The following is a 25,388-nucleotide window of genomic DNA, read 5'->3' as shown; positions in this document are numbered from 1 at the left end:
GTGGAGACAATGAGTTACTTATATCAGCATGGAACCTTAGGCGCTTTGATGAGTGACCTGATGGATGGCACAGAGAAAATCGGGGAATTAGGTGCATATGGTGATTTCGGTTTAGGGACATTATCAGGTTCTAATGGTGAAGTGATTATTTTAGATAGCATTATGTATCATGCCAATGAAAAAGGTGAAATTCATACCTTAACAGGTCAAGAGTGGACTCCGTATGCTGCGGTCACTAATTTTAAAGCCGAACAAGTTCTTGAAATCGATGAAGAGCAAACGTCACAGGAAATTGTAGACCAACTAATGGCTCGTATTAGCAACAATTTATTTGCAGCAATTAAGATAACTGGAAGCTTCTCATTTATGCATGTGCGGGTTTCACCTAAACAAAAGAAACCTTATCCTAAGTTTGTAGAAGCTGCTCGTAATCAACCAGAATTTTCTCAAGAAAAGGTTAGTGGAACGATTATTGGTTTCTTTACTCCCGAGTTATTCCAAGGTGCCGCTTCAGCTGGTTTCCATTTGCATTTTATCAGCGATGATAAAAAATTCGGTGGACACGTGTTAGATTATAAGCTAAACGAAGGAACAATTGAGTGGAGCGAGTTGGAAGAATTTCGTCAACATTTTCCAATTCATGATCCAGCTTATCTAGAACGTGAAATTGATCTAGAAGAAGTAGTTAAAGATATAGCAGAAGCAGAATAAGACACAAAAAAGTGGCTGTGACATAAGTAGCCTCGACATATGTAAAAAAAAATAGGCACTTCTTGAAAATCTGTAAGATTTTCCGAGAAGTGCCTATTCTTTTTAGCAGCGAAGGAGTTCTGCTCGGCCCTTCACCGCCAGTTTCATCATATTAAGCGCCAAAACGAGGAGTCCCGTTTCCTTTTTCACTTTTTCCATGCCTCGGACATGGTATCGAGTGAAGCCCAAACAAGCCTTCATCCGACCAAAAACAGGTTCTACATCGATTTTTCTTCGTGCGTAGATGTTTCCTGTTTCAGGGGTTGAAAGCAATGCGACTTGTTTTGCTTTAAAATATTCCCAAGAAGGATTGACACTGATTTTTCTTGTGTAACCTTTTGGCGTCAACGCTGCGGGAATAACCTTCTTGTCTTCATCATATTTCTCCGCTTGGTATTCTTTGAAATCCCGGGTAAAGCCGTCATCGTCTGTCCGTTGACGGTAGGCGTGGAAGTTAAAGCGCACACCTTTGGAATCAATGTAATAATCGTCTTCTTCATGATAGGCCCAGTTCATGACTTTACGCTCATCACTTTTCCATTTCTTGCTTTGTTCTTTAAGCATTGTCGCATAAGGAATTAACGCCGTGTGTCGGGGATAGTCATCTTCCAGATGACGGTAGTTTTTTTCGGAGCCGTATCCGGCATCTGCGACGATCACTGCCCCTTCGGGTACGTTCATTTTTTCTAAAAAAGGACGTAATGTTTTCATGTCTGTTGGGTTTTGATAGACATCATAATCTAACACAAACTGATTGCACGTGGCAATTTGAAGGTTGTACGCTGGCTTCAATTGTCCGTTTTGCATTGGATCTTCTTTGACACGCATGAAAGTGGCATCCACATCCGTTTTTGAATAGCTGTTGCGGGTGCCACAACGAGCAAGACGCAGGTGATAGTCGGCCATTTTTTCGCGGCGCTCTGCTAGCTTGCGCTTTTGTGACCTCAGAGTACGGCGTTGTTGCTTCGCTGGGTTAGGGGAGACCTTTTTCGTTCGGCTCACTTCCTGTTCTAATTCTTCTAAACGAAGTTCCAACCGGGTCAAGACTTCATCTAACAGATCGAATGTCAGGTCTGATCCTTCAGGAATATGCTTCACTTGATAGGCTTCTTTTAGCTCACCCATTAAGGAAACAATGTTTTCACGATTCATTTGATCATAGCGAAGGGTATTCTTTTTCCAAACAAAACTGTACTTGTTGGCATCTGCCAGAATCTTTGTGCCATCAATAAATAAGGCATCGTCAATCAATTGACGCTCCCGTAAATAGTTCGTTAAGGCGTCCAAGCTTTGATTAACCAGCTCCTCCACATCGTTTGAAATACGAAAGCGGGCAATGGTGCGATAAGAAGGCACACGTTCTTGGGTCAACCAACGAGCAGGCAGACTTTCTTCAGCGAGTTGTTCAATTTTTCGACTAGTAAAGACACTTCGGGTGTAGGCAAATAAGACGAGTTTTAGCATTAACGCTAAATCGTATTCCCGAGGTCTGCCAAAAAGGTAGGGCTCATTGAGTTGAAGCGCCTCTACCAGTTCATGGATAAACCAAGCGGTATTGTCTTTTTTAGGAACATAAGAAGTAGAGATATCCAAAGTCAGTTGATTCATGTTATAATTAGTCATTGTTGTTTTAGTCCTTTCGGGGATTAGAATGTTGGAGTATAGGCAGCCACCTATACTCTATTATTTTACCCAAAAACGCCCATGAAAAGAACGGTTTTCTCGTTCTTTTCATGGGCGTTTTGTGAAGACTTATGTCACAGCCACTTTTGAATTAAATTCCTAATAGTGGGGCTGGATTAACAAAACCAGACCAAACGGCTGTTGATACACCAAAGTGTAAATGAACGCCAGTTGAATTACCAGTTGTTCCCATTCCGCCGATTACTTGACCTTGACCTACTTGTTGACCTACACCGCAATTTGGTGTAGAAATCATATGCATGTAGTAAGAGTAGTAGCCATCAGAATGCTGGATGATCACATAGTTACCAGCTGACCAGTGGAAACCTGCTTCCACAACTGTACCAGCTTTAGCGGCAAGGATTGAAGTACCAGCTGCGCCAGCAAAGTCAATTCCATCATGTTGTGTACCAGATAATCCAGTCGGATCTACTCGAGGACCGAATGGGCTAGTAACAATTAAGCCAGTCGCTAACGGTGATCCCCAACCACTGCTTGTAGCAGCCGGTGCAGGCGTTTCAGCAACAGGAGCTGCAGGGTTATTAGTTGCAGGAGCTGGTGTTGGAACTTGCGTTACTTCTGGGTTAGTAACAGTAGGTGCTTGCTGCTCCTGCTGTTTAGCTTGCTCAGCTTGTTTTTGTGCTTCTAAAGCAACGATTTCAGCTTGGGCTTTTTGTTCAGCGCTTTCGGCAGCAGCCTGTTCAGCCGCAGCAGCGTCTAATGCTTTTTGCGCTTGTTCAGCCGCAATCTGGGCTTGCTTTTCTGCTTCAGCTTGCGCTTGTTCACGTGCGTGTGCTTCTTTTTGTTTTTGTTCTTCCAATGCTTTTAAAGCTTCTTGGCGTTTCTTTTCAGCATCTTCTTTTTGCTGTTGGAATTTATCTTTTTGAGCAGATTCAGTAGCGATGCTAGCTTGGATTTCATTTACTTTAACTTGTTGATCAAGTTTTGCGTTAACTAATTGTTCCTGCTTCGCTTTTAATTCTTCTGTTTTCTCAGTAATAACTGCTAAACGTTGTTGAGACTCTTGTTGAAGTGCCTCAAGTTCAGCTTTATCATTTGATTGTTGTTCCATAGCTTCTTTACTAGCAGATAAGATCGTTGATACAGCCATAGTTTTTTCAACTGCTTCACTAATTGACTTAGCTTCCATAACAGTTGTAACTAGATTAGTTGCTGTGTTGCTAGTTTGGACGTTACGGGCTTGTTCTTTCAATTGTTGTTCGCGTTTTTCGATTTTTGCTTGCAACTCTTGAATTTTTGCAGTTAATTCGCTGACTTTCTGTTCTTCCTGTGTTTTTTGAGTTAACACATTGGTAACTTCTGTTTCAACGGCAGCTACTTCTTGTTCTAAAGCAGCTTTTTGTGATTCAACCGACTGAGCGGTTTGTTGCAATCCTTCAATTTTTTCATCTTGTTCAGCAATCTTTTGGTCAAATTCATCGGCGCTAGCACTTAATGGTGCACCAAGAGTTAGAGCACATAAAGCTAATGCAGTATATTTTTTTAGTTTGATCATTTCGTTCCTCACTTAATTATCAGATTCTAATTTTCTCAACGTTTTGATTATATAAGAAAATGTGAAGAAAAAGTGGAGAAAAGGTAATCTTTTATCTAACCGTATAGTTTGTAAAGGAATTGAAATATAAAAGAGGCTAAAAAACACATAAACCCTATTGACATCGGATCACTAGGGTGGTAGCAACATGAAAATATGATAAAAATTCAACGAGAATCGAGTGATTTAAACGATGGTGTATTTCAAATTGATAGGGTAAAATAGTCACAAAGAGGAGGAATTTTATTTATGAGTTGGAACAGTCAAGAAGCAAAAGAAGCAGCTTACCAATTAATGTTGGAACAGCAAAAAGCCTTATTGGAAGGTGAAACTGATTTAATCGCAAATTTAGCGAATTCATCGGCTTTATTAAACCAGACATTACCTGACACTGTATTTGCTGGTTATTATTTATTTAAAGAAGGAGAGCTGATTTTAGGACCTTTCCAAGGGAATGTTTCTTGTGTACATATTCCACTAGGCAAAGGTGTCTGTGGTGAGTCTGCTGAGAAAAATCAAACGTTGATTGTTGAAGATGTAACGAAGCATCCCAATTACATTGCGTGCGATTCAACTGCACGGTCTGAAATTGTTGTCCCTATGAAAAAAGGGAATCAGTTAATAGGAGTATTAGATTTGGACAGCTCAGAAACAGGAATGTATGATCAAATTGACCAATTCTACTTGGAACAATATGTGGCGTTATTGCTGCAAAATGTTGATTAATGTTAAGGAATACTCTTTTATTGAAAAAACATTTGCGTTTATATAGCCTTTTTATGTGTTTAATGGTACTATTAATGAGTAGTAAATACGTCCATTGAGGTGAATAAATGAATAAAGAAGCGATTATTGTTGGAGAGAACTATGAATGTCGAAAAGTAGACTTTGAACGTCCGATTATTGGAGAAGTCCTGAAAAAGACTGACGAAGGCTGTATTGTCAACGTTGAGCGGTTCTATGGTTTAGATGCAGACAAGATTGACGAAACAGACGGCAAAGTAATGATCAAATACAGCGAAATAGCAGGTATCATCTCTTCTCAATGTTTTTTCAGCTAAGAGGGACAGTTAACTTATAAAATTAAAAAACGAGTGCTCGCTATTCAGTGAGTACTCGTTTTCTGTATTTAAATCGATAATTCATTTAATAGATCAATTGCTGGCATTTCTTTGATCGTTTGATTTTCCCGCTCTTTTGGTTTTCTTTCTTCAGGGGTATTTTTGTAACGATAATCGGTCACGTTTCCGCTGTTATCATAATAAACCCAGATATTTTCATTTCCGATTTCTTCCAAATCCCCACGTAAATCTAGTAATAAATCGCTGATTGAGTCATAATAGTTCATGAAAATCCCTCCCATTTCATTGTAGGGAAAAATCAGAATTTCAGCAAGTCAGAAGGGGTGAAAAATTGAACAAACATTTTTTTGTTGATGCGGCTACAGCTTATCACTTACTTTTATCAGGGTATAAAGCCTTAGCCGTTGGAAATCAGCAAACTTCCACGTATGAGCAGCTTCATTTGGCAGGAGCGATTTACATGGACACCAATGAGATCGAAGCAGAAGCTACTGGTTGGAATATTTTATCAGCAGACAAGTGCCGTAGAGTATTTGCAGCTAAAGGAGTCACAATTAATACCCCGCTACTAATTTATTCAGATAATTTGAGTGCGGCCTGTCGGGTAGCTTTTGTGGCTTATTGGTTGGGAATTAGTCGGATGAAAATACTCGAAGATGGTTTGCTGTCATGGCAAGCGAATGGATTTCCACTAGATGAAGGGGCCAGTGGGTTTGAAAAAGCGCAGGATGGACAGTGGAAGGGTCCTGAAAGAACAGAAGTCCTTCTTTCGACTTCCGAGGATTTACTAGCAGCCAAAGTCCGTAATCCTGAATTGGTTTTGGCAAGTGTTCGCAGTTGGGCTGAGTATAGTGGAATGACGAGCAGTTACTCTTACATTGAACAAGCTGGAGAACCAGGGGGAGCGGTCTTTGCTCCAGCTAGCTGTGGGAAAGATGAGGTAGCAGATTTGCTGACCATCGATCAACGACTTAAACCATTACCGGAAATTGCTCAGACATGGCAGAAAGCAGGGATCATTCCTGAAAAAGAAATTGTCTTTTATTGCGGGACAGGCTGGCGAGCTTCTACGGCCTTCTTTGTTGCCAAAGAGCTAGGCTGGACTAAGGTTCGCCTGTTCGATGGCGGTGGGTATGATTGGAGCAAAAAGCATTCGAAAAATCCTCAAAAATTTCCGATCAAGAAATGATTTGGGGTAATGAGCAGCTTCGAAAGTTAAACCAAAGCAAGTTTGAGAATAGTTATACAGAAAAAAAGGACTCTCTAGGCCAGAATAAACCTAAAGAGTCTTTTTACTAATTCATTAAGTTAACTAGTTCCTCTGCAAATTGACTAGTAGAGACTTCTTGAATATCTAAAGCCTGTGCAAAATCCTTTGTAACAATTTTCTTTTCAATTGCCGCTTCAATCGCCGCTGTAATTTTTTTGCTTGCTTCAAACCAGCCTAAATGGTCCAACAGCATGGTAGCTGAAAGTAACAGTGAACAAGGATTGGCATAACCTTTTCCGGCAATATCTGGAGCAGTACCATGGGTTGCCTCAAAAATGGCATGACCAGATTGGTAATTAATGTTGGCTCCAGGTGAGATACCAATTCCGCCCACTTGTGCGGCTAGTGCATCTGAAATATAATCGCCATTTAAATTAGTTGTAGCAATTACTTGGAATTTCTCAGGGTATAACAGGATTTGCTGCAGTAAGTTGTCAGCAATTACGTCATCAACAACGATTTTTTTATCTTCACGTGCAGCAGCTAAAGCCGCTTCTGCCGCTTGCTCGCCGTCTTCACTAGCAATTTTTTTGTATTGGTTCATTGTGAAGGCCTGTGAATAGTCTTGCTCGATCACATCATAGCCCCAGTTTTTGAAGCCACCTTCAGTAAATTTCATGATATTGCCTTTATGGACTAAGGTTACGCGCGTTAATTGGTGATCAACTGCGTAATCCATAGCTGATTTAATCAAGCGTTCGCTGCCTTCTTTAGAAATCGGCTTGATGCCTAATGAACTAGTTTCAGGGAAACGTATTTTAGTGACTGAAAGAGTGTTTTTTAAGAAATCCAACAACTGATTTGCTTCATCAGAGCCAGTTGCAAATTCAATTCCAGCATAAACATCTTCGGTATTCTCCCGGAAGATCGTCATATCCGTTTTTTCAGGTTCTTTCAAAGGCGAAGGAACACCTTTGAAATAGCGAACAGGACGAACGCAAGCGTATAAATCTAAAGTTTGGCGTAAAGCTACGTTCAAGGAACGAATGCCACCACCAATTGGCGTGGTTAAAGGTCCTTTGATGGCTAATTTGTGTTTTTGGATCGCTGCCACAGTTTCATCCGGCAACCATTCACCCGTTTGATTAAAGGCTTTCTCACCAGCTAAAACTTCTAACCATTGAATTTTTTTCTCAGCCCCATAAGAAAGCTCAAGAGCTGCATCCACAACAGTTTTAGTCGCTTGCCAGATCTCTGGACCGATACCGTCGCCTTCGATGTAAGGCACAATTGGAGTGTTTGTCATTTAGTTAGTCTCCTCATTCATTTTTTTACGAATTACTAATTGTAAAATTCCTTGATTTTCCCAATACTCGATGTCAGCTTTTGAATCAAATCGTAGTTTCGCTTGGAAAGTAATTGGCGTTTCTTTTTCGGCGGTAACTGTAACAAGCTGATTAATCTTAGGTTCAGCTGGCATATCAATGGAGAAGGTTTCGGTACCATCAAGACCTAATGTCTCAGCAGTTTCACCTTCTAAGTATTCCAATGGAACAATGCCCATCATGACTAAATTACTGCGGTGAATTCGTTCATAGCTTTCAGCGATAACGGCTTTAACTCCTAATAAAGAAGTACCCTTAGCCGCCCAGTCACGAGAAGACCCCATTCCATAGTCTTTTCCAGTTAAGATGACTGAACTGATCCCATTTTCTTGATATTGCATCGCTGCATCGTAAATGCTCATTTCTTCGCCAGTTAAAGCTGATCGAGTATAGCCGCCAGTGACATCCGGTGTTAGTTGATTTTGAATCCGAATATTGCCAAAGGTTCCCCGCATCATGACTTCATGATGACCCCGTCTTGAACCAAAAGAGTTGAAATCTTTATACGCTAAGCCGCGGTTCTTCAAATATTGTCCGGCTGGGGTATTTAATGCGATATTTCCAGCTGGTGAAATGTGGTCGGTCGTAACTGAATCACCGAATTTTGCTAATACTTTTAAACCAGATAAAGATGGTGTAGCATCCAAAGTTCTGCTTAAGGTATCAAAGAATGGTGGATTCGCAATATACGTTGAAGCTTCGTCCCATTCATAAGTTGCCCCTTCAGAGGTCTGAATTTGGTTCCAGCGTTCATTAGATTGGTAAACATCTTTGTAAGCTGCTTGATAATCTTCTGGATCCAAATGCTCATCAATATAGGCCGCAATTTCTTCTTTTGTTGGCCATAAATCCTGCAAATAAACCGGGCCATCAGCGTTTTCAGCAATCGGTTCAGTTGTTAAGTCTTTTGTTACTGTACCAGCCAAAGCATAAGCGATAACCAATGGTGGCGAAGCTAAGTAGTTAGCTTTGATTAACGGATGAATCCGTCCTTCAAAGTTACGATTACCTGAAAGAACGGCTGAAACCACTAAATCATTTTCCTTAATTGTTTGCTCTACTTCTTCAGCCAAAGGCCCTGAATTTCCGATACAAGTTGTACACCCATACCCAACAATGTCAAAACCCAGTTTTGCCAATGGTTCTAGCAAATTTCCTTTTTCCAAGTACGCTTTAACGATCTTGGAACCAGGTGCTAAGGACGTTTTGATAGTAGATGGAACCTGTAATCCTTTTTCAAGGGCTTTTTTCGCTAATAAGCCGGCAGCTACCATTACGCTTGGATTACTAGTGTTGGTACAACTGGTAATCGCAGCCAGTGCTAGGTCACCAGTATGAATCGTTTCTCCTTTGTTCGCTACAGGAGCTGATTTGTTAATCTCTTCATCTGATAAACCAAAACCTTGTGGTCCGCTTGGATTCGTCAAGGATGTTGCAAAGCTCTCTGCTACTTGATCCAATGGAATGCGATCTTGAGGTCGTTTTGGCCCAGCGAGTGAAGACTTAATTTCGGCTAAATCTAACTGAATAACTCTCGTATATTCTGGTGTTTCTTGTCCATCATAGAAGAGGTGATTTTCTTTCGCATAGATTTCTACTAATTCAACTTGCTCGGGAGTCCGGCCAGTAACTAATAAATAGTTCAATGTTTCTTGGTCAATTGGACAATAACCACACGTCGCACCATATTCAGGTGCCATGTTCGCGATAGTCGCACGATCAGATAAACTCAATTTTTGATAACCTTCACCGAAGAACTCAACAAATTTACCAACCACTTTTTCATTACGCAACAACTGGGTCAAATGTAAGGCTAAATCGGTTGCTGTTGCAGCCGGTGCTAGAGCACCAGTTAGTTCAACTCCGATGACTTCTGGTGTTGGAAAGAAAGAGGCTTCACCTAGGATTGCCGCTTCTGCTTCAATTCCGCCAACGCCCCAGCCTAAAACGCCTAAACCATTAATCATAGTGGTATGTGAATCGGTTCCTTCTAATGAATCAGGTAACAACCAGTTCTCCCCATCTTTGGTTTGTTTTAAGACAACATCTGAAAGAAATTCTAAGTTGACCTGATGAATAATCCCTGTTTCTGGTGGAACTACATCAAAATTGTCAAAGGCTTGTTGTGCCCATTTAAGAAACTGGTAGCGTTCTTGATTGCGTTCAAATTCTTTTTCAGTATTATAAGAGAGACTTTCTTTTGTTCCAGCACAATCGACTTGTACGGAATGGTCGACTACTAGTGTTACCGGAATTTCAGGATTGATGTATTCAGCTTTTCCACCAAGTTTCACCACGGCGTCACGCATAGCTGCTAAGTCAACTACGGCTGGAACACCTGTGAAATCCTGTAGTATAACGCGAGACGGCCGGAAGGGAATAACTCCTTGTGGGTTCTTAGCATCGTAGTCGATAAGTTCTTCTAGCGCTTCCATTTCTTTGTGGCGAGCTAAACTTTCCAGCAAAATACGAATGCTAAACGGATAGCGAGCGAGCTCTTTATTGTAAGTAGAGGCGACTGTTAATAGGTCAAGGTATGTATATTGTTCGCCCTTGATTGTTGCTTGTTTTGTCCAATTCATGTTGACGATCCTTCCCTTCTGTTATTGATAGATACTTGTTGGTCTATTATACGAATAAAAAAAAAGAATGTAAATGACTTTATTAAAACTATTTCATTTTAAAATAATGGTGTTATAATGTTCTTTAAGTTGAACACACAGAATCAGGGAAGTTAGGAGGACATGAACATGTTAGATTTAGAACTAATGGCGCAAGTATGCCGTGAAAAGGATCATCTTGATGCATCCTTGTTCACAGAACACAATGTAAAAAGAGGTCTAAGGGATATAGATGGCAAGGGTGTAGTAGCTGGACTAACCAATATTTCGACGATTCATCCACAAAAAATAGTAGATAACCAGATAGTTTCCAATGTCGGGGAGCTTCGTTACCGAGGAATCGATGTCAACGATTTGGTAAAGGGTTTTGTTTCAGAAAAACGATTAGGTTTTGAAGAAATTAGTTATTTGTTATTGTTTGGTAGCCTGCCAACAAAGCAACAACTAGATGACTTTACTGAAACAATTGCCAAAAGACGAACACTACCGACGAACTTTGTACGGGATGTCATTATGAAGGCTCCTTCTCACAATATTATGAATATGATGTCTCGCAGTATTCTAACATTGGGATGTTATGATAAGAAAGCAGATGATACTAGTATTGAGAATGTATTAGACCAAAGTCTATCGCTTATCAGTACGTTTCCGATGATCGCTGTATACTCCTATCATGCATACAATCATTATGCAAAAGGGGAGAGTATGTATATTCACCGACCAGATGCTTCATTAAGTACTGCCGAAGCCATTTTGACGATGCTTCGTCCTGATAAGAAATATACGTTCCAAGAAGCACAAACATTGGATATGGCCTTAGTCCTACATATGGAACATGGCGGCGGGAATAACTCCACCTTTACAACGCGAGTAGTTACGTCAAGTGGAACGGATACATACTCAACAATTGCTGCGGCATTAGGCTCGTTAAAAGGTCCCAAACATGGTGGAGCTAACATCAAAGTAACGCAAATGATGGATGATTTGAAAGAGAATTTGAAGGATCCTGAGGATGACGAAGAAATTGCTGCGTATTTAGAGAAAATTTTAAGTAAGGAAGCTTTTGATAAGCAAGGGTTAATTTACGGAATGGGCCATGCAATTTATGCTGACTCTGATCCGCGGGCTGAAATTTTTAAAGGTTACGTCGAAAAATTAGCCAGTGAGAAAGGCGCTAAGGCCAAAGCCGATTTCAATCTGTATCGCAAGGTCGAAAGGCTAGCACCTGAAGTTATTGCCAAACGCCGCAAGGTATATAAAGGTGTAAGTGCCAATATAGATTTCTTCAGTGGTTTTGTTTATCATATGTTGGAGTTGCCGCAAGAACTATATACACCGATATTTGCGATTGCACGGATTGTCGGCTGGTCTGCCCATCGAATTGAAGAGTTGATCAATGTTCAAAAAATTATCCGTCCAGCTTACATGGAGGTTTCACCCGAAGTAGACTATATTTCTATAAATGATCGTTAAGAAGTTAGCGCAAATCCTGCGCTAGCTTTTTTTTCGTTGCAGATATTGCTAAAATTGATCAAGTACGGCTTTGCAGCTTTCCTTGACGTTGATTAAATTATGCCTATTTTCTAATTCTGGCAAGGTTAGTTTGTGAATCTGAACATTGTTGGAACAGGTGCAATAAGAGGTTGCGGCTGAAGTGTTCAGCTGCGAGAAATAAGCTGAAAATAGCTGCTCATATTTTTTTCGATTATTTGATTTATTTTTCGAAAGAACTGCTTCAGTTATACCGATTATGCAGTTTTCAGCGGCTGTGACGTTTTTGTGTCACACCCATCCAAACACATCAAAAAAACTAGGAGCCAAATTATGAAATCAATTGCTTCAAAGCTTATTTGGATTGTGCTGGTCACCCTAATAGGCTTAGGTGTTCAGCGATTTAGCGGCTATCTGTACCAAGAAGCGGTTTTGGTCGTTGATGAAGTCCAAATAGCCGGTGGGATTCAAACAATAGACGGTCGTCTAATAAAAAACAATCAAGTAAAAGAAATCACTATTCCTTATTATGAAAGTGAAGCCACTGTGCCTAAATTTAAAGCAGGCGATCAGCTGCTTTTAAAAAACGAAGAATTTTATGAAGTAAAGCGAGACGGCTATCTATTCATTATTGTCGGTTATTTTGTTTTAGCCTTGCTTTTTATTGGTAAGAAAGACGGAATTCGTTCATTGCTTAGTCTTACTATTAATATCGGCTTGCTTTTTTTGCTGACTGCAGCTTACGTTGTAAATAGCCGCTTGCCTCTTTTGGGTCTAACCTTTGCTTATTGTATAGCAGCAACAACTGCTTCATTGGTCCTATCAGATGGCTGGCAAGGAAATACCTTGCAAAAAATTATAGCAACACTTCTAACCTGCTTTTCGGCTTTTTTTATTTGTTACGTGACGATGAACCTTATGCAAGATCGCGGAGTGCGCTATGAAGAGATGCAGTTTTTAACGCGTCCATATCGACCGATTTTTTTAGCTAGCTTATTAATTGGAACACTAGGCGCAGTAATGGATACGGTCGTAACGGTGCTGTCAACTTTGGAAGAACTCTTGAAAAAGAAAACCAGTCTGACAACTAAGGAACTATTTTTGTCAGGAAGGACTGTGGGACAAGATATTGCTGGATCAATGGTGAATGTTTTGTTGTTTGCTTATTTGAGTGGTGCCATTCCAATGATTTTGCTGTATTTATTAAATGGCTGGAATTTTTTATCTGCGGTCAATTTGCATATTTCACTAGAGTTACTGCGAGCGCTCTGTGGGGGATTTGGCATTGTCTTGTCTATTCCTATTTCTTTGCTGGTTTTTCGATTGGCAAGGGGGCGTAACAGATGAGCGTACTAGGCATACTAATGATCATTTTCATTTTGTTGACGCTAGTTATTTTTGCTAAGCAAGGTTTTTACATCATTTTAGGCTTGTTTATTAATATGGGCTTGTTTCTGCTGCTGTTACTCCTGTTGTATCATGGCGTTAACGTCTATTTTTCCATTGCGGTAGTCTTTCTTTTGCTGACTAGTACAACGCTCTTTTTTGTTAATGGCTGGAACCAAAAGACACAAATTGCTTGTTTAAGTGTCATGATCTTTGTAATTCTTTTCGCCTGTATATTCTTGCCCTTGATTCATCAAATCAGCATTCAAGGCTTTGCCATAGAAGAGCTTGAGGAGCTAGCCGAAATCGAGTTAAATGTGCCTTTGAATTTTAGTCAGATGACAGTAGCCTTGATTTTGTTAAGCTTTTCCGGGGCAGTGATTGATAGCAGCATGGCAGTAGTAAGTGCTGCCTATGAAGTGAAAGGGCACAATCAGCAGCTTTCTTTTATGGAACTAGTTCAATCAAACTTGAGGGTGGTAGGGAAGATTTTAAATTCTACCGTCAATACATTGTTGTTTGCCTTTCTTGCCAATAATTTAGCATTAGTTTTCTGGCTAAGCGATTTAAATTATTCCTTTGTTGATATCATCAACTCTAAGGCATTTGTTTCTGAAATTGTAGTCGCCCTGCTAACTGGCTTAGGAGCAGTGATGATTTTGCCGCTAACCGCTTACTTGGCCAGCTATTTTCTAACCAAAAAAGGAACGATCCCTTTGTAATGAAGGATCGTTCTTTTTTAAACAGTAAAGAAAGTATAATTTTTACACAATTGGAATGCTTGTAATACCAATGTTAACGATGTCCGGCTTCAAAAACTAGTCTTGTCGGTACTAGGCGAGTTTGGGAAGCTTTTCTTATAGTAAGCACTATTCAGCGCTTAATGCAGCCATCGTAATGTAATTGTATGGTTGATTAAAGTGCGGCAAGAAGAAAATATCCAACAGTTTCATTTTGTCGATCGTTACGCCTTCTTCAATGGCCAATGAGAACATATGGATACCCATTGCGATTTCAGAAGTAGTCGAAGCCAATTGCGCACCAACAACACGGCGAGAATCTTCTTCATAAACGATCCGAATTTTTACATCGTCGTTTTCCTTCATAAAGCCTGGTTTTTGTGAGTCTTGGAAGTCAGTGTATTTCACCTTCATACCAAATTTCGCAGCTGCTTCAACCGAAACACCTGTAGAAACCATGTTGTAACCAAAGATGGAAATACCGTTTGATCCTTGAACACCAGTAGATTCTAAAGGCGTGCCGCCGATATTGTGAGCAGCTACAATCCCTGAACGAACAGCGTTGGTTGCCAATGCGATATAAGTTGTTTGTTTTAAGGCATTTGAGTAAATGGTTGCACAATCGCCGACAGCATAAACGGAATCATCGCTAGTTTTTTGGTGTAAATCAACTAAGTAAGCACCATTTTTAAATAATTCTAGATGCTCTTTGCCTAATCCGTTATTTGGTAAGAAACCAATTGCGTTAATGACTAAATCAACCGGATATTCTCCCTTATCAGTTACGATTGCTTCAACTTTGTCTGTTCCTTTATATTCACGAGCAAGCTCGTTAAAATGCAGCTCAACGCCATGATCCGCTAATACTTTATCCATGTCATCAGTGAACCATTTGTCATAGTAATTAGGTAGAGAACGTCCAGCAGCATCAAACAACAGCACGTTTTTTCCACGACGTTTTGCCGCTTCGGCGATTTCAACACCGATATAGCCCGCACCAATAACAGCAACTGTTTCAATCTCAGCCTTATCAAGAATCGCATCGACTGCTTGGCCATCTTGGAATCGTTTCAAGAAGTGAATGTTTTCTAAGTCTTTGCCTGGCACATTTGGTGAAATTGGAACCGATCCTGTAGCTAGAATTAATTTGTCGTAAGTTTCAATGTAGCTTTCGCCATCTTTTTTAATAGCGTGGACTTCTTTTTTGTCAAAATCGATGTGATCAACGGTTGTTTCCATTGAGATTTTGGCACCTTTTGCTTCGAAATCCTCTTTTTTCGTGTAGAATAAGCCTTCATAGGAATCAATCTGACGACCGACCCATAACGCTGTTCCGCATCCTAAGTAGCTCAAATTCGTGTTACGATCAATCATTACTACCTCTTGATCTTTGTAGGTATCCAGCAACGTGTTTGCTGCAGCGATCCCTGCGTGGTTGGCACCGATAATTACTGTTTTTGACATCAAATAACCTCTCTTTCGAATAATAAAATTGTTCTTGCGTGTTTCTTCACAATGCTGATGTTAAAGAACATCCCACAACAGCTTTAACTGCGTACATTGTGGGTGTTTAATTGAGTACGATGAGCTATCTATCTACCTTCTTTCCTGCTTAGTGGATAAATGAGACCGTTCTCAGGAATAATTATACCAGAAAACTAAAACTTAATTAAGAATAATTATCAAAAAACCTATCTTTTTTTGGTTTTTTTTAAGAGTAGTCTAAAGGTTGATTCAATAAGCCTTTTTATCATAGCTTATCCATAGCTTTTTTTAGGCAACGTTTTATTCCGCTTTAATGAATGAGAAAACCCGGCTAGAGAATGAGAATGGGAGGGTAATATTACATTAGTTTAAAAACTAATGTAATATATAAAATCGAAAAATGTGAATAAATAGTTTTAACTATGAAACTTTAGCTACTAAAATAACGCCGAAACAATTATTTGTTTCGGCGTTTATCACTAGACAGACTCTCGAATTATTAGTTCAGTTCTCAGATCAGGAACTTCTAGATCAGATACTTCTTTTTTCTCAATTTTTTTAATTAATACTTTTGTAGCATATTCTCCCATTTGCTGAATCGGTTGACGAATGGTCGTGATTGCTGGTGAAGTTAGAACGGCTAAAGGCTGATCATCAAAACCTAATACAGCTAAATCTTCTGGCACTCGTAGATCATGTTTACGAGCTTCACTAATAATACCTGCAGCTACTTCATCGCCATTTGAGAAAACCGCAGTTGGCTGATCATCAGGATGCTCTACCAGCCAGTGTACAAATTCTTTTCCACCTTCTACACCCAAGGTACGTTCGAAAAACCACTCCTTATTGAAAGTTAACTCGTAATCCTCCAATGCTTCCAAAAAACCTCGAAAGCGATGGTCTTGTGGATTCATGATGTTCCCGGTACAAAAAGCGATGTTTGTGTGCCCCTGTTTGATTAAATATTCTGTTCCTTTATAACTAGCTTCCGCTTCATCGATGTGAATGACAGGCAATTTTTCATTGCCAATGAAACGATTACATAGGACAATTTTTCCTTCATCAATTAAAGCAGTGACTTCTTTAGTAGCATTCTCCAAGTTTGTGATAATGATACCATCTAGTTGTTTCTTTTGAACCATTTCAATGTAAAACTTTTCCATTGTTTGATTGCCCCGAGTCTGCATAACGACTAGGTGATAACCTAATTCTAAAGCTGTTGTTTCAATTGCATCTACTAAATAGGCAAAGAAGGGGTTAGTAATATAAGAAATGATTACGCCAATCATTTTAGAACCTTTGCCTCTTAATTGTTGAGCAACGTTATTTGGATAATAGTTTAATTCTTCCATCGCTTTATAAATTTTCTTTTTCGTTTTATCTGAAACATAGGGATGATCGTTGAGCGCACGGGAAACAGTCGTAACTGAAACCTTGGCCTTTTTTGCCACATCTTCGATACTTGCCATGGGATGAACTCCTTATTTTTTATAGTTTCTTATCCTCATTATAGACTAAAAGCTTTATATAGCAACAAATAAATCTTATGAAAACGATTGACATATGAAAACGATTGACATATACTCTGGATATAAAGAAAACGCATTCTTCAATTTGTTGTTGAAAAATGAGGTATCGTTTTCATATTTTTAGAAAACCAAAGGAGAATCGCTATGAAGAAAAGAGTAGGTCTAGGTGTTGTTACGATTTGTGCAGCTTTATTGTTAACAGGTTGCGGAGGAGGAGAAACTTCTGGCAGTCAATCCGGTTCAACGGATGTAAATTTAAAAGTTTGGGTCGATCCCGGCAGTGGTGAATTTTACAAAGATGTAGTCAATGACTATAAAGAAGCAAACAATATCGACTATACGATTGAAGTAATCGAGTCTGACACTGGTAAAGCACAAGAGTATGTAAAAAAAGATCCGGATGCTGCTGCCGATGTATTCAGTATGCCACATGATCAATTAGGGCAATTAGTCGATGCTGGTGTCATTTACGAAAATACCAAATATGCTGATGAAGTGACTGAAAATAATACGGAGCAAGCAGTAAATGGTGCGACCTACCAAGACAAGCTTTATGGCTATCCTTACGGTGTGGAAAGTATGATGCTTTACTATGACAAATCTAAATTGACTGAAGAAGACGTGAAAACCTACGAAGGCATGGTTGCTAGAGAAAAGATTGGTTTGAACTTCGAAGAAAATGGCGCTGATTACTTTGCTGTTCCATTCTTTGTATCCAATGGTTCGAAGCTGTACGGTGAAGATGGTGAAGATCCTGCCGGTACAACCTTCAATGATGCCAAAGGTGTGAATGTTTTGAAATGGATTGCGGCTCAAGGTGAAAATCCCAATGTGGTTCAAGCCAATGCCGATTTGATGAGTCAACTGGAAAACGGATCGATTGCAGCTCTAGTCAGCGGACCATGGGGGAAAGAAAATGTTGAAGAAATCTTAGGAGACAACATGGGAATTGCCACTTATCCCACTAATGATTTTGGCGACGGTACCGTACAAATGAAGGCTTTCTTAGGCGTCAAACTTTACAGCGTGAATGCCAATACGAAACATCCTTTAGAAGCAATGGAATTAGCGAACTACCTTTCCAGTCAAGAAGCTCAAAAACGTGCCTATGACGAAAAAGATACCACTCCTTCAAATACTGAATTGCAACAATCGGATGCAGTTATCAACGATCCGCTAGCCAGTACGGTGGTGAAAATGGCTGATCCTGAATTATCAGTCTTAATGCCGAAAATTCCAGAAATGGTCAGCTTCTGGCCAGGAGCTTTGTCAGTTATCAGCGACGGCTACAAAGGCAAAATTCCGGAAGATCAAATAGAAGACAAGCTGACGCAATTAGTAGAAGATACAGCGACAACGCAGGACTAATTGAAGGCGCAGGAGGCTCAGTCGAGTTTCCTGCGACCTTTTACAATGAGGTGAAGAAATGGAAGAAAAGAAAGCGAAACAAATCGAGCAAACCTCTTACAAGCAAGTCTTCTCCGATGGCAAGCTGGGGGAAAAATGTTCCTTCTTAATTATGGGAGCGGGCAATCTTGCCAATAAGCAGACGATTAAAGGGTTGTTGTTCTTACTTAGTGAAATCGGATTTCTGGTTTGGTTCATTCTCAAAGGAGTTAATAATCTTCGAGGGTTGATCACGTTAGGAACCAATCAACAAGGCTGGGTCTTTGACGAAAATCTAGGCATCAATGTTCAAGTTGCCGGCGACAATTCAATGCTGCTGTTGATTTATGGCATTGCCACAATTATTGCACTGATTCTTTTTCTACTATTATATAAGACCAGTTTGAAGAGTACGAAAACACTCTACTATTTACGAAAGCAGCAGCAGCCTATTCCAACGTTTGCGGAAGATGTTCGCTCGCTTTTAGATGAGCGTTTCCATATTACTTTAATGTCGATTCCTATGATAGGTGTGATTATATTTACCGTCCTTCCATTGATGTATATGATTTCACTAGCCTTTACCAGCTACGATCATAATCATCTGCCACCGAAGAATCTCTTCGGCTGGGTCGGCCTGGCAAACTTTGGCGATGTATTAAACGGCAGGATTTCAGGTACTTTCTTCCCTTTACTAGGGTGGACATTGATTTGGGCTTTGTGTGCCACTGCGACTAGCTTTTTCTTTGGTGTCTTGCTTGCTCTGCTAATTAACTCGAAAGGAATCAAAGGCAAGAAAGTCTTTCGAACTTTGTTTGTTTTGACAATGGCAGTTCCGCAGTTTATCTCGTTATTGATTATGCAAAACCTGCTTCATGCTTCAGGTCCAATTAATGCCTTTTTGCAGCAAATAAACTTAATCGATAATCCCATCCCGTTTTTAACCAGCGGCTTATTAGCCAAAATTTCGGTAATTGTCGTTAATATGTGGATTGGGATTCCCGTATCGATGCTGGTAACAACCGGTATTATTATGAATCTTCCAGAAGATCAGATTGAAGCTGCTCGGATGGATGGTGCCAATAAGTTCCAGGTATTCCGCTATATTACATTTCCACAAATTTTGTTTGTAATGGCGCCTAGTTTGATCCAACAATTTATCGGTAATATCAATAACTTTAATGTTATCTACTTACTGACAGGTGGCGGTCCGTTAAACAGTGATTTCTACAATGCTGGTGAGACTGATTTACTGGTTACTTGGCTTTATAAGCTAACGGTAGAAGTTGCAGATTACAATATTGCTTCGGTAATCGGAATTATTACCTTTGTACTTAGTGCAGTCTTCTCGCTCTTTGCCTATACTCGTTCAGGTTCTTACAAGAAAGAAGGGGCTTATTAAATGGAAAAAAATCGCAAAAGTTCAAAAGTTGTCATTTACGCTGCGTTGATTTTTCTAGCTGCGATTTGGGTCTTTCCCATTCTTTGGATCTTTTTAACCTCGTTTCGGTCAGAAGGGGGACAGTTTGTTTCCTATATTATTCCCAAACAGTTCACCTTAGATCACTACAAATTTTTACTAAGCAATGATGCCAGCTATCCATTCTTGAAATGGTTCTGGAACACGCTGATTGTATCGATTATTTCTTGTTTGTTAAGCACCATGATCACTATCTCGATGGCCTACGTGCTGTCGCGATTGCGCTTTAAATTGAAAAAAGAATTTCTGAAGGTTGCGCTGGTTTTGAACATGTTCCCCGGTTTCATGAGTATGATAGCCGTGTACTACATCTTAAAGGCTTTAAACCTGACTCAAAGCTTAACAGCACTGGTGTTGATTTACTCTTCCACTGCTGCGTTGACTTTCTATATTGCTAAAGGCTTCTTCGATACGATCCCGGCTTCTTTGGATGAATCGGCGATGATTGATGGAGCGACAAAATTCGAGATCTTTACTAAGATAACGATACCACTTTCGAAGCCTATCATTGTTTACACGGCTTTGCAGGCTTTCATGATGCCTTGGATGGACTTCATTTTCGCCAAAGTAATCATGGGGGACAATGTGGAAAAATACACCGTAGCGATTGGGTTGTACTCGATGATGACCCGAGATAATGCCGATAATTTGTATATGGCATTTACAGCCGGTTGTGTAATCATCGCCGTTCCGATTACACTCTTGTTTATTTTCTTGCAAAAATATTATGTAGAAGGAATCACTGGTGGTTCTGTTAAAGGATGATGAAAAAATGGATGTAAAAAATAAAAAATGGTGGCATGAAGCGATCGGTTATCAAATTTATCCTAAAAGCTTTCAGGATACCAACAATGATGGGATCGGCGACATCCCGGGGATGATTGAACATTTAGATGATCTAAAGGACTTAGGGATTACCGTGATTTGGATCAGTCCAATTAATCTATCTCCGATGGTAGACCATGGCTATGATATTAGCGACTACTTGCAAATTGATCCAAGCTTTGGCACAAATGAGGAGTTTGAATTATTAATTCAGGAAGCTGAGAAGCGGGGAATAAAAGTCTTGATGGACTTGGTGATTAACCACACGTCAACGCAGCATGAATGGTTCAAGCGGGCAATGGAAGATTTAGACGGCGAGTATGCTAAGTATTACGTGATTCAAGAAGGCCGGGACGATCAACCGCCTAACAACTGGCGCTCGATGTTTGGCGGCAGTGCCTGGGAAAAAATTGCCGGCACCAACAAATACTACCTGCACCTGTTTACAGTAGAACAGCCGGACCTAAACTGGGAAAACCCTGCTTTGCGGCAAGAGCTTTATAAAATCGTAGAATTCTGGCTGGAAAAAGGCTTAGCCGGCTTCCGGGTGGATGCAATTTCTCATATTAAAAAGATTTATGACGAAGAAAATCTACCCTCCGATGGACCAGACGGCCTAGTCACCGTATGGGAAAACTATCGGGATGCGAAAGGAATTGGCGAATTTCTAGGAGAGCTGAGAGATATGGCCTTCAGCAAACAGGATATCCTGACGATTGCCGAAATGGACGTAGTTGATCCGGAGCGCTGGGAAGAATACTTTGGCGACAACGGCTATTTTTCTTCTATCTTTGATTTTTACCACACGGCTTATACGATTCAAGATAAAACCTTCGACAATGACTCTGAGAAGTTTGTTGAGTTCTTGAAGCCTCTGGTGTATAAGAAACAGGAATTAGCCAACGACCGCGTATTTTTCACTAATTTCGTGGAAAACCATGACTTGCCGCGGGCTTTGAATCGCTTTATTCCGAAAGAAGAAATCGGCTATCATAGCGCGTCTGTCTTGGGCATGTTCTACTTCTTTATGCGAGGCATTCCGGTAATCTATCAAGGTCAGGAAATCGGCATGGTGGATTATCCTAAAGACACGATCGATGAATATATCGATTTGGCTACTCATAATAATTATCAAGATTATCTGCTAAAGGGCTTAACCGAAAAAGAGGCCTTGACTCAAATCAACATCGAAAACCGGGAAAACAGCCGGACGCCGATGCAGTGGAACGACCAACCAAATGCCGGCTTTACCGAAGGAACACCGTGGTTTGCAGTCAATCCTAATTATCCAGAAATCAATTATCAGCAGCAAAAAGACGATCCGAAGTCCTTGCTGAACTTCTATAAGAAGATGATCCAGCTGAGAAAAAATCCGGAATACAAAGATTTGTTTGTTTACGGAAAATCGATTCCAGACTTTGTGGAAGCAGCTGGAGTGATTGCTTATCAACGGAAATCAGCCGATCAAATGATTAGTGCATTATGCAACTTAACCAATCAAGCAGTAGTTGTTGAATACGATGCTGAATTTGAGATATTGCTAAACAATTATACTGAGTTGAAGCAAGCTGCTGGTCTGATGACCTTGCAGCCATATCAAGGAGTTATTCTGGAAGAGAAGAGTTTGGACAATGGAAAATAAGGAATGGTGGAAAGAGTCGGTTGTTTATCAAGTCTATCCTAAAAGCTTTCAGGATAGCGATGGTAATGGCACGGGTGACATTAAAGGAATCACTCAGCGACTTGATTACTTGAAGCAACTGGGTGTAGATGTGATTTGGATTAGTCCAGTTTACAAATCGCCGATGGATGATGGCGGGTATGACATCGCTGATTATTACACGGTGGATGACATGTTCGGGACAAATGAAGATCTTGATGAGCTACTAGCACAGGCGGAATCTCGGGGAATGAAAGTCTTGATGGATTTAGTGGTAAATCATACCTCTGATGAGCATTACTGGTTCCAACAGGCTTTACAAAATCCTGCAAGCAAATACCGGGATTACTATGTGTTTGAAGAAGGAATCGACGGTCAGCCGCCTAATAATTGGCGCACCTATTTCGGCGAATCGGCTTGGGAACCGGTACCGAATGAAGCAAACATGTATTACCTACATGCCTTTACGAAAAAACAGCCGGATCTGAACTGGGAAAACCAAGAGGTCAGAGAAGAGATTTATACCATGATTAATTATTGGTTGGGTAAGGGATTGGGCGGCTTTCGAATCGATGCAATTTTAAATATTAAAAAGCGGATCGAAAAAGGCTTTTTTGACCCCGATGGTGAGGACGGCTTAGTCTTTATCGGTCATTGGATTTTGAATCAGCCAGGGATTGAAATTTGGCTCAAGGAAATGAATGATCGCACTTTCAGGCCACACAACAGTATGACAGTAGCAGAAGCCAATGTTCCTAGTGAGCGGCTGAAGGAATACATTGGACCGGACGGTTTTTTCTCAATGGTCTTTGATTTCAGCTACACCGATATCGATGTTCCTAGCACCGGTGAATGGTTCAAGTTCAGTGGCTGGACCTGGGAATTGATGAAAAAGCATATATTTAATAATCAGCTGGTTACGCAAGATAATGGCTGGGGAGCCCTTTACTTGGAAAATCATGATCAGCCTCGTTCGATTGATAAATACATCCCTCAAGCGGATATTAACGACTACAGCAAAAAAATGCTGGCGACCTTGTTTATGCTGCTACGGGGCACACCGTTTATCTATCAAGGACAAGAGCTGGGCATGACTAATATCGAAATGGATAGTATCGATGAGTACGACGATATTGCGACTCACGATCAATACAGTCGCGCAGTGTTGTCTGGCTTCTCTCATGAAGAAGCGTTGGCGGCGATGAACCGCCGCAGCCGGGATAATTCCCGCACGCCGATGCAGTGGGATACCTCAAAAAATGCTGGTTTTTCAACTGCTGATAAAACTTGGATGAAGGTGAATCCTAACTATCCAACAATTAATGCGGCTGACGAATTGAAGCAGGCGGACTCAGTTTTTCATCATTATCGGCAGTTGGTTCAATTGCGGAGAGAAAGCCCGTATCAGGATGTGATTGTTTATGGTCAGTTTGTTCCTTTAAACGAAGATGTGGATGGAACGATTATTTATCAAAGAGAGCTAGGGAAACAAAAGGTATTGGTAGCGATAAATTATACTAACATGTTGCAGACAATAGAAATCGCCGAAGAATTTAAGCAGTACCTTTTAGGTAATTATGATGAAACGAAATTAGCCGGACAACAGCTGACACTGCGGCCTTATGAAAGTGTTGTTTTGGCAAATTACGAGGAGTGAAAATGTGAAAGTTAAAAATGAAGCAATGCTGATTACCTATGCCGACAGCATGGGTACGAATCTTAAAGAACTAAATCAAGTGTTAACCGATAAATTGGAAGGTGTCGTTGGCGGCGTACATCTGCTGCCCTTCTTTCCTTCCACCGGGGATCGTGGTTTTGCACCTAGTGATTATACCGTCGTTGATGAAGCTTTTGGCGATTGGCAGGATGTTGAAGCATTGGGTGAGCAGTATTACTTGATGTTTGACTTCATGGTGAATCATATTTCCCGAGAATCGAAATTCTTCCAGGATTTTAAAGCCAAACATGAAGCTTCTATTTATAAGGAGATGTTCATCCGCATTCATGAATTTTTCCCGGAAAATCGTCCAACAGATGCTGACATTGACCTAATTTACAAGCGCAAGGATAAGGCGCCTTTTCAGGAGGTAGTCTTTGCCGATGGCGAAACAGAGCAGATCTGGAATACTTTTGGGGAAGAACAGATTGATTTGGATGTAACTAAAGAAGTGACCAAAGCTTTCATTCGCGAAACGATTGCTGATATGGCTAGTCATGGCTGTTCCTTGATTCGTTTGGACGCTTTTGCTTATGCGATTAAGAAGCTGGACACCAATGATTTCTTCGTGGAACCGGAAATTTGGGAACTGCTGGATGAAATTCGGGAGGAAGCAGCCAAGCATCAGGTGGAGTTACTGCCGGAGATTCATGAGCATTATTCGATTCAAATGAAGATTGCCGATCATGATTACTTCGTATATGATTTTGCGTTGCCGATGCTGACACTTTATTCCTTGTACAGTGGCAAAAGTAAACGGCTAGCGGCTTGGCTGAAGATGAGTCCCATGAAGCAGTTCACAACATTAGATACTCATGATGGGATTGGTGTGGTGGATGCCAAGGATTTATTGACGGATGAAGAGTTGAATTATACCTCGGAAGAATTGTATAAAGTCGGGGCGAATGTGAAGAAAATTTATTCTTCTGAAAGCTACAATAATTTAGACATTTATCAAATCAACAGTACGTATTACAGTGCTTTAGGCGACAATGATGATAGTTACTTGCTAGCGCGAGCGCTGCAATGCTTCGCTCCAGGAATTCCGCAGGTCTATTATGTAGGTTTGCTGGCTGGGAAAAATGATATTGAGCTCTTGGAACAGTCGCTGGAAGGCCGTAATATCAACCGACACTATTATTCACTTGAAGAAATTAATCAGGAAGTCGCTCGTCCAGTGGTTCAATCCTTGTTTGAACTATTGCGTTTTAGAAATCGTTCGGCGGCTTTTGAACTAACCGGAACAATCACCGTTGAAACACCAACCGAAGAAACCATTGTAGTGATAAGAAAAAGTCAAGATGGCAAGACCGTTGCTCGTTTAGAAGCCGATCTAGCGGCGAAGAAATTCAATGTGTTTGAAAATGACCAGCAGGTTTTCGCTAATTAAAAAAAGAGGTGCG

The 25,388-nt window shown here is 40.5% G+C and carries 19 protein-coding genes and 1 pseudogene; 13 read left to right on the top strand and 7 right to left on the bottom strand.

All coding sequences use genetic code 11. The features are described 5' to 3' along the window. The first annotated feature begins 9 nt into the window (after window positions 1–9). Window positions 10–711, top strand: a complete 702-nt coding sequence (gene budA / locus IGI42_RS03315) for an acetolactate decarboxylase (RefSeq protein ID WP_438714260.1) — start codon at window positions 10–12, stop codon at window positions 709–711. Here budA and IGI42_RS03310 read toward each other — a convergent pair. Next, a pseudogene (locus IGI42_RS03310) lies at window positions 686–2,373 on the bottom strand (IS1182 family transposase). The gene budA and the pseudogene IGI42_RS03310 sit on opposite strands and share 26 nt — an antisense overlap. Window positions 2,374–2,524: 151 nt before the next feature. Next, window positions 2,525–3,949 (bottom strand): peptidoglycan DD-metalloendopeptidase family protein, encoded by a 1,425-nt coding sequence (locus tag IGI42_RS03305; RefSeq protein WP_438714259.1) that lies wholly within the window; start codon window positions 3,947–3,949, stop codon window positions 2,525–2,527. A gap of 288 nt (window positions 3,950–4,237) precedes the next feature. Here IGI42_RS03305 and IGI42_RS03300 point away from each other — a divergent pair, with 288 nt between their 5' ends. Further along, entirely contained in the window at window positions 4,238–4,714 is a 477-nt protein-coding gene (locus IGI42_RS03300; RefSeq protein ID WP_438714257.1) for a GAF domain-containing protein, read from the top strand. Window positions 4,715–4,821: 107 nt separating this feature from the next. Further along, complete coding sequence (locus IGI42_RS03295; protein WP_438714256.1) at window positions 4,822–5,049, top strand: hypothetical protein; 228 nt, start codon at window positions 4,822–4,824, stop codon at window positions 5,047–5,049. Between the two features lie 68 nt (window positions 5,050–5,117). On the opposite strand, the gene IGI42_RS03290 is transcribed toward IGI42_RS03295, so the two are convergent. Then, the gene (locus IGI42_RS03290) at window positions 5,118–5,336 is read right to left on the bottom strand and encodes a hypothetical protein (RefSeq protein WP_438714255.1); all 219 of its coding nucleotides are present in this window, start codon (window positions 5,334–5,336) and stop codon (window positions 5,118–5,120) included. 65 nt (window positions 5,337–5,401) lie between these two features. On the opposite strand from IGI42_RS03290, the gene IGI42_RS03285 reads away from it, so the two are divergent. Next, on the top strand, window positions 5,402–6,259 hold the full coding sequence (locus IGI42_RS03285) for a sulfurtransferase (protein WP_438714253.1): 858 nt from the start codon (window positions 5,402–5,404) through the stop codon (window positions 6,257–6,259). Window positions 6,260–6,365: 106 nt separating this feature from the next. Here IGI42_RS03285 and icd read toward each other — a convergent pair whose 3' ends face one another. Together icd and acnA are read right to left on the bottom strand one after the other, a co-directional pair. Further along, a complete protein-coding gene (gene icd, locus IGI42_RS03280; RefSeq protein ID WP_438714252.1) occupies window positions 6,366–7,586 on the bottom strand; it encodes an NADP-dependent isocitrate dehydrogenase in 1,221 nt (406 codons plus the stop codon). Further along, complete coding sequence (gene acnA, locus IGI42_RS03275; RefSeq protein WP_438714250.1) at window positions 7,587–10,247, bottom strand: aconitate hydratase AcnA; 2,661 nt, start codon at window positions 10,245–10,247, stop codon at window positions 7,587–7,589. It abuts the gene before it with no gap. 186 nt (window positions 10,248–10,433) lie between these two features. Between acnA and IGI42_RS03270 the strand changes: the two genes are divergently transcribed. The 3 genes from IGI42_RS03270 to IGI42_RS03260 all read left to right on the top strand — a co-directional run bounded on the left by IGI42_RS03270 (window position 10,434) and on the right by IGI42_RS03260 (window position 13,885). Beyond that, a complete protein-coding gene (locus IGI42_RS03270) occupies window positions 10,434–11,759 on the top strand; it encodes a citrate/2-methylcitrate synthase (protein ID WP_438717006.1) in 1,326 nt (441 codons plus the stop codon). Between the two features lie 351 nt (window positions 11,760–12,110). Beyond that, the gene (locus IGI42_RS03265) at window positions 12,111–13,124 is read left to right on the top strand and encodes a YibE/F family protein (protein WP_438714249.1); all 1,014 of its coding nucleotides are present in this window, start codon (window positions 12,111–12,113) and stop codon (window positions 13,122–13,124) included. Beyond that, complete coding sequence (locus IGI42_RS03260) at window positions 13,121–13,885, top strand: YibE/F family protein (RefSeq protein WP_438714248.1); 765 nt, start codon at window positions 13,121–13,123, stop codon at window positions 13,883–13,885. Before IGI42_RS03265 ends, IGI42_RS03260 begins: the two co-directional genes overlap by 4 nt. A gap of 147 nt (window positions 13,886–14,032) precedes the next feature. Here IGI42_RS03260 and nox read toward each other — a convergent pair whose 3' ends face one another. Together nox and IGI42_RS03250 are read right to left on the bottom strand one after the other, a co-directional pair. After that, window positions 14,033–15,367, bottom strand: a complete 1,335-nt coding sequence (gene nox / locus IGI42_RS03255) for a H2O-forming NADH oxidase (RefSeq protein ID WP_438714247.1) — start codon at window positions 15,365–15,367, stop codon at window positions 14,033–14,035. A 500-nt stretch (window positions 15,368–15,867) separates the two neighbouring features. Continuing rightward, window positions 15,868–16,857 (bottom strand): LacI family DNA-binding transcriptional regulator, encoded by a 990-nt coding sequence (locus IGI42_RS03250; RefSeq protein ID WP_438714246.1) that lies wholly within the window; start codon window positions 16,855–16,857, stop codon window positions 15,868–15,870. A gap of 204 nt (window positions 16,858–17,061) precedes the next feature. Here IGI42_RS03250 and IGI42_RS03245 point away from each other — a divergent pair, with 204 nt between their 5' ends. Genes IGI42_RS03245 through gtfA form a run of 6 tightly spaced genes read left to right on the top strand, consistent with a single transcriptional unit; the run spans window position 17,062 to window position 25,375 of the window. Then, entirely contained in the window at window positions 17,062–18,285 is a 1,224-nt protein-coding gene (locus tag IGI42_RS03245) for an extracellular solute-binding protein (protein ID WP_438714245.1), read from the top strand. A gap of 58 nt (window positions 18,286–18,343) precedes the next feature. Further along, a complete protein-coding gene (locus IGI42_RS03240; protein ID WP_438714244.1) occupies window positions 18,344–19,705 on the top strand; it encodes a carbohydrate ABC transporter permease in 1,362 nt (453 codons plus the stop codon). Next, entirely contained in the window at window positions 19,706–20,548 is an 843-nt protein-coding gene (locus IGI42_RS03235; protein WP_438714243.1) for a sugar ABC transporter permease, read from the top strand. A gap of 7 nt (window positions 20,549–20,555) precedes the next feature. Further along, entirely contained in the window at window positions 20,556–22,250 is a 1,695-nt protein-coding gene (locus tag IGI42_RS03230; protein WP_438714242.1) for an alpha-glucosidase, read from the top strand. Continuing rightward, window positions 22,240–23,925 carry an alpha-glucosidase gene (locus tag IGI42_RS03225; RefSeq protein ID WP_438714241.1) on the top strand — a complete coding sequence of 562 codons (1,686 nt, stop codon included), beginning with the start codon at window positions 22,240–22,242 and terminating at the stop codon, window positions 23,923–23,925. Before IGI42_RS03230 ends, IGI42_RS03225 begins: the two co-directional genes overlap by 11 nt. A 4-nt stretch (window positions 23,926–23,929) precedes the next feature. Next, a complete protein-coding gene (gtfA, locus tag IGI42_RS03220) occupies window positions 23,930–25,375 on the top strand; it encodes a sucrose phosphorylase (protein ID WP_438714239.1) in 1,446 nt (481 codons plus the stop codon). Window positions 25,376–25,388 lie beyond the last annotated feature (13 nt).

This window comes from Enterococcus sp. AZ109, from assembly GCF_051714625.1.
Classification (GTDB): Bacteria; Bacillota; Bacilli; order Lactobacillales; family Enterococcaceae; genus Enterococcus_A.
This window is presented reverse-complemented; position numbering and strand designations above follow the sequence as displayed.

What these genes read in the sequence shown, in the direction of transcription:
- acnA (WP_438714250.1), bottom strand. Translation starts at nt 10,247, where the DNA reads ATGAATTGGACAAAACAAGCAACAATCAAGGGCGAACAATATACATAC.
- IGI42_RS03300 (WP_438714257.1), top strand. Translation starts at nt 4,238, where the DNA reads ATGAGTTGGAACAGTCAAGAAGCAAAAGAAGCAGCTTACCAATTAATG.
- IGI42_RS03305 (WP_438714259.1), bottom strand. Translation starts at nt 3,949, where the DNA reads ATGATCAAACTAAAAAAATATACTGCATTAGCTTTATGTGCTCTAACT.
- nox (WP_438714247.1), bottom strand. Translation starts at nt 15,367, where the DNA reads ATGTCAAAAACAGTAATTATCGGTGCCAACCACGCAGGGATCGCTGCA.
- IGI42_RS03225 (WP_438714241.1), top strand. Translation starts at nt 22,240, where the DNA reads ATGGAAAATAAGGAATGGTGGAAAGAGTCGGTTGTTTATCAAGTCTAT.
- IGI42_RS03265 (WP_438714249.1), top strand. Translation starts at nt 12,111, where the DNA reads ATGAAATCAATTGCTTCAAAGCTTATTTGGATTGTGCTGGTCACCCTA.
- IGI42_RS03290 (WP_438714255.1), bottom strand. Translation starts at nt 5,336, where the DNA reads ATGAACTATTATGACTCAATCAGCGATTTATTACTAGATTTACGTGGG.
- IGI42_RS03295 (WP_438714256.1), top strand. Translation starts at nt 4,822, where the DNA reads ATGAATAAAGAAGCGATTATTGTTGGAGAGAACTATGAATGTCGAAAA.
- IGI42_RS03250 (WP_438714246.1), bottom strand. Translation starts at nt 16,857, where the DNA reads ATGGCAAGTATCGAAGATGTGGCAAAAAAGGCCAAGGTTTCAGTTACG.
- icd (WP_438714252.1), bottom strand. Translation starts at nt 7,586, where the DNA reads ATGACAAACACTCCAATTGTGCCTTACATCGAAGGCGACGGTATCGGT.
- IGI42_RS03245 (WP_438714245.1), top strand. Translation starts at nt 17,062, where the DNA reads ATGAAGAAAAGAGTAGGTCTAGGTGTTGTTACGATTTGTGCAGCTTTA.
- budA (WP_438714260.1), top strand. Translation starts at nt 10, where the DNA reads ATGAGTTACTTATATCAGCATGGAACCTTAGGCGCTTTGATGAGTGAC.
- IGI42_RS03235 (WP_438714243.1), top strand. Translation starts at nt 19,706, where the DNA reads ATGGAAAAAAATCGCAAAAGTTCAAAAGTTGTCATTTACGCTGCGTTG.
- IGI42_RS03260 (WP_438714248.1), top strand. Translation starts at nt 13,121, where the DNA reads ATGAGCGTACTAGGCATACTAATGATCATTTTCATTTTGTTGACGCTA.
- IGI42_RS03240 (WP_438714244.1), top strand. Translation starts at nt 18,344, where the DNA reads ATGGAAGAAAAGAAAGCGAAACAAATCGAGCAAACCTCTTACAAGCAA.
- IGI42_RS03270 (WP_438717006.1), top strand. Translation starts at nt 10,434, where the DNA reads ATGGCGCAAGTATGCCGTGAAAAGGATCATCTTGATGCATCCTTGTTC.
- IGI42_RS03230 (WP_438714242.1), top strand. Translation starts at nt 20,556, where the DNA reads ATGGATGTAAAAAATAAAAAATGGTGGCATGAAGCGATCGGTTATCAA.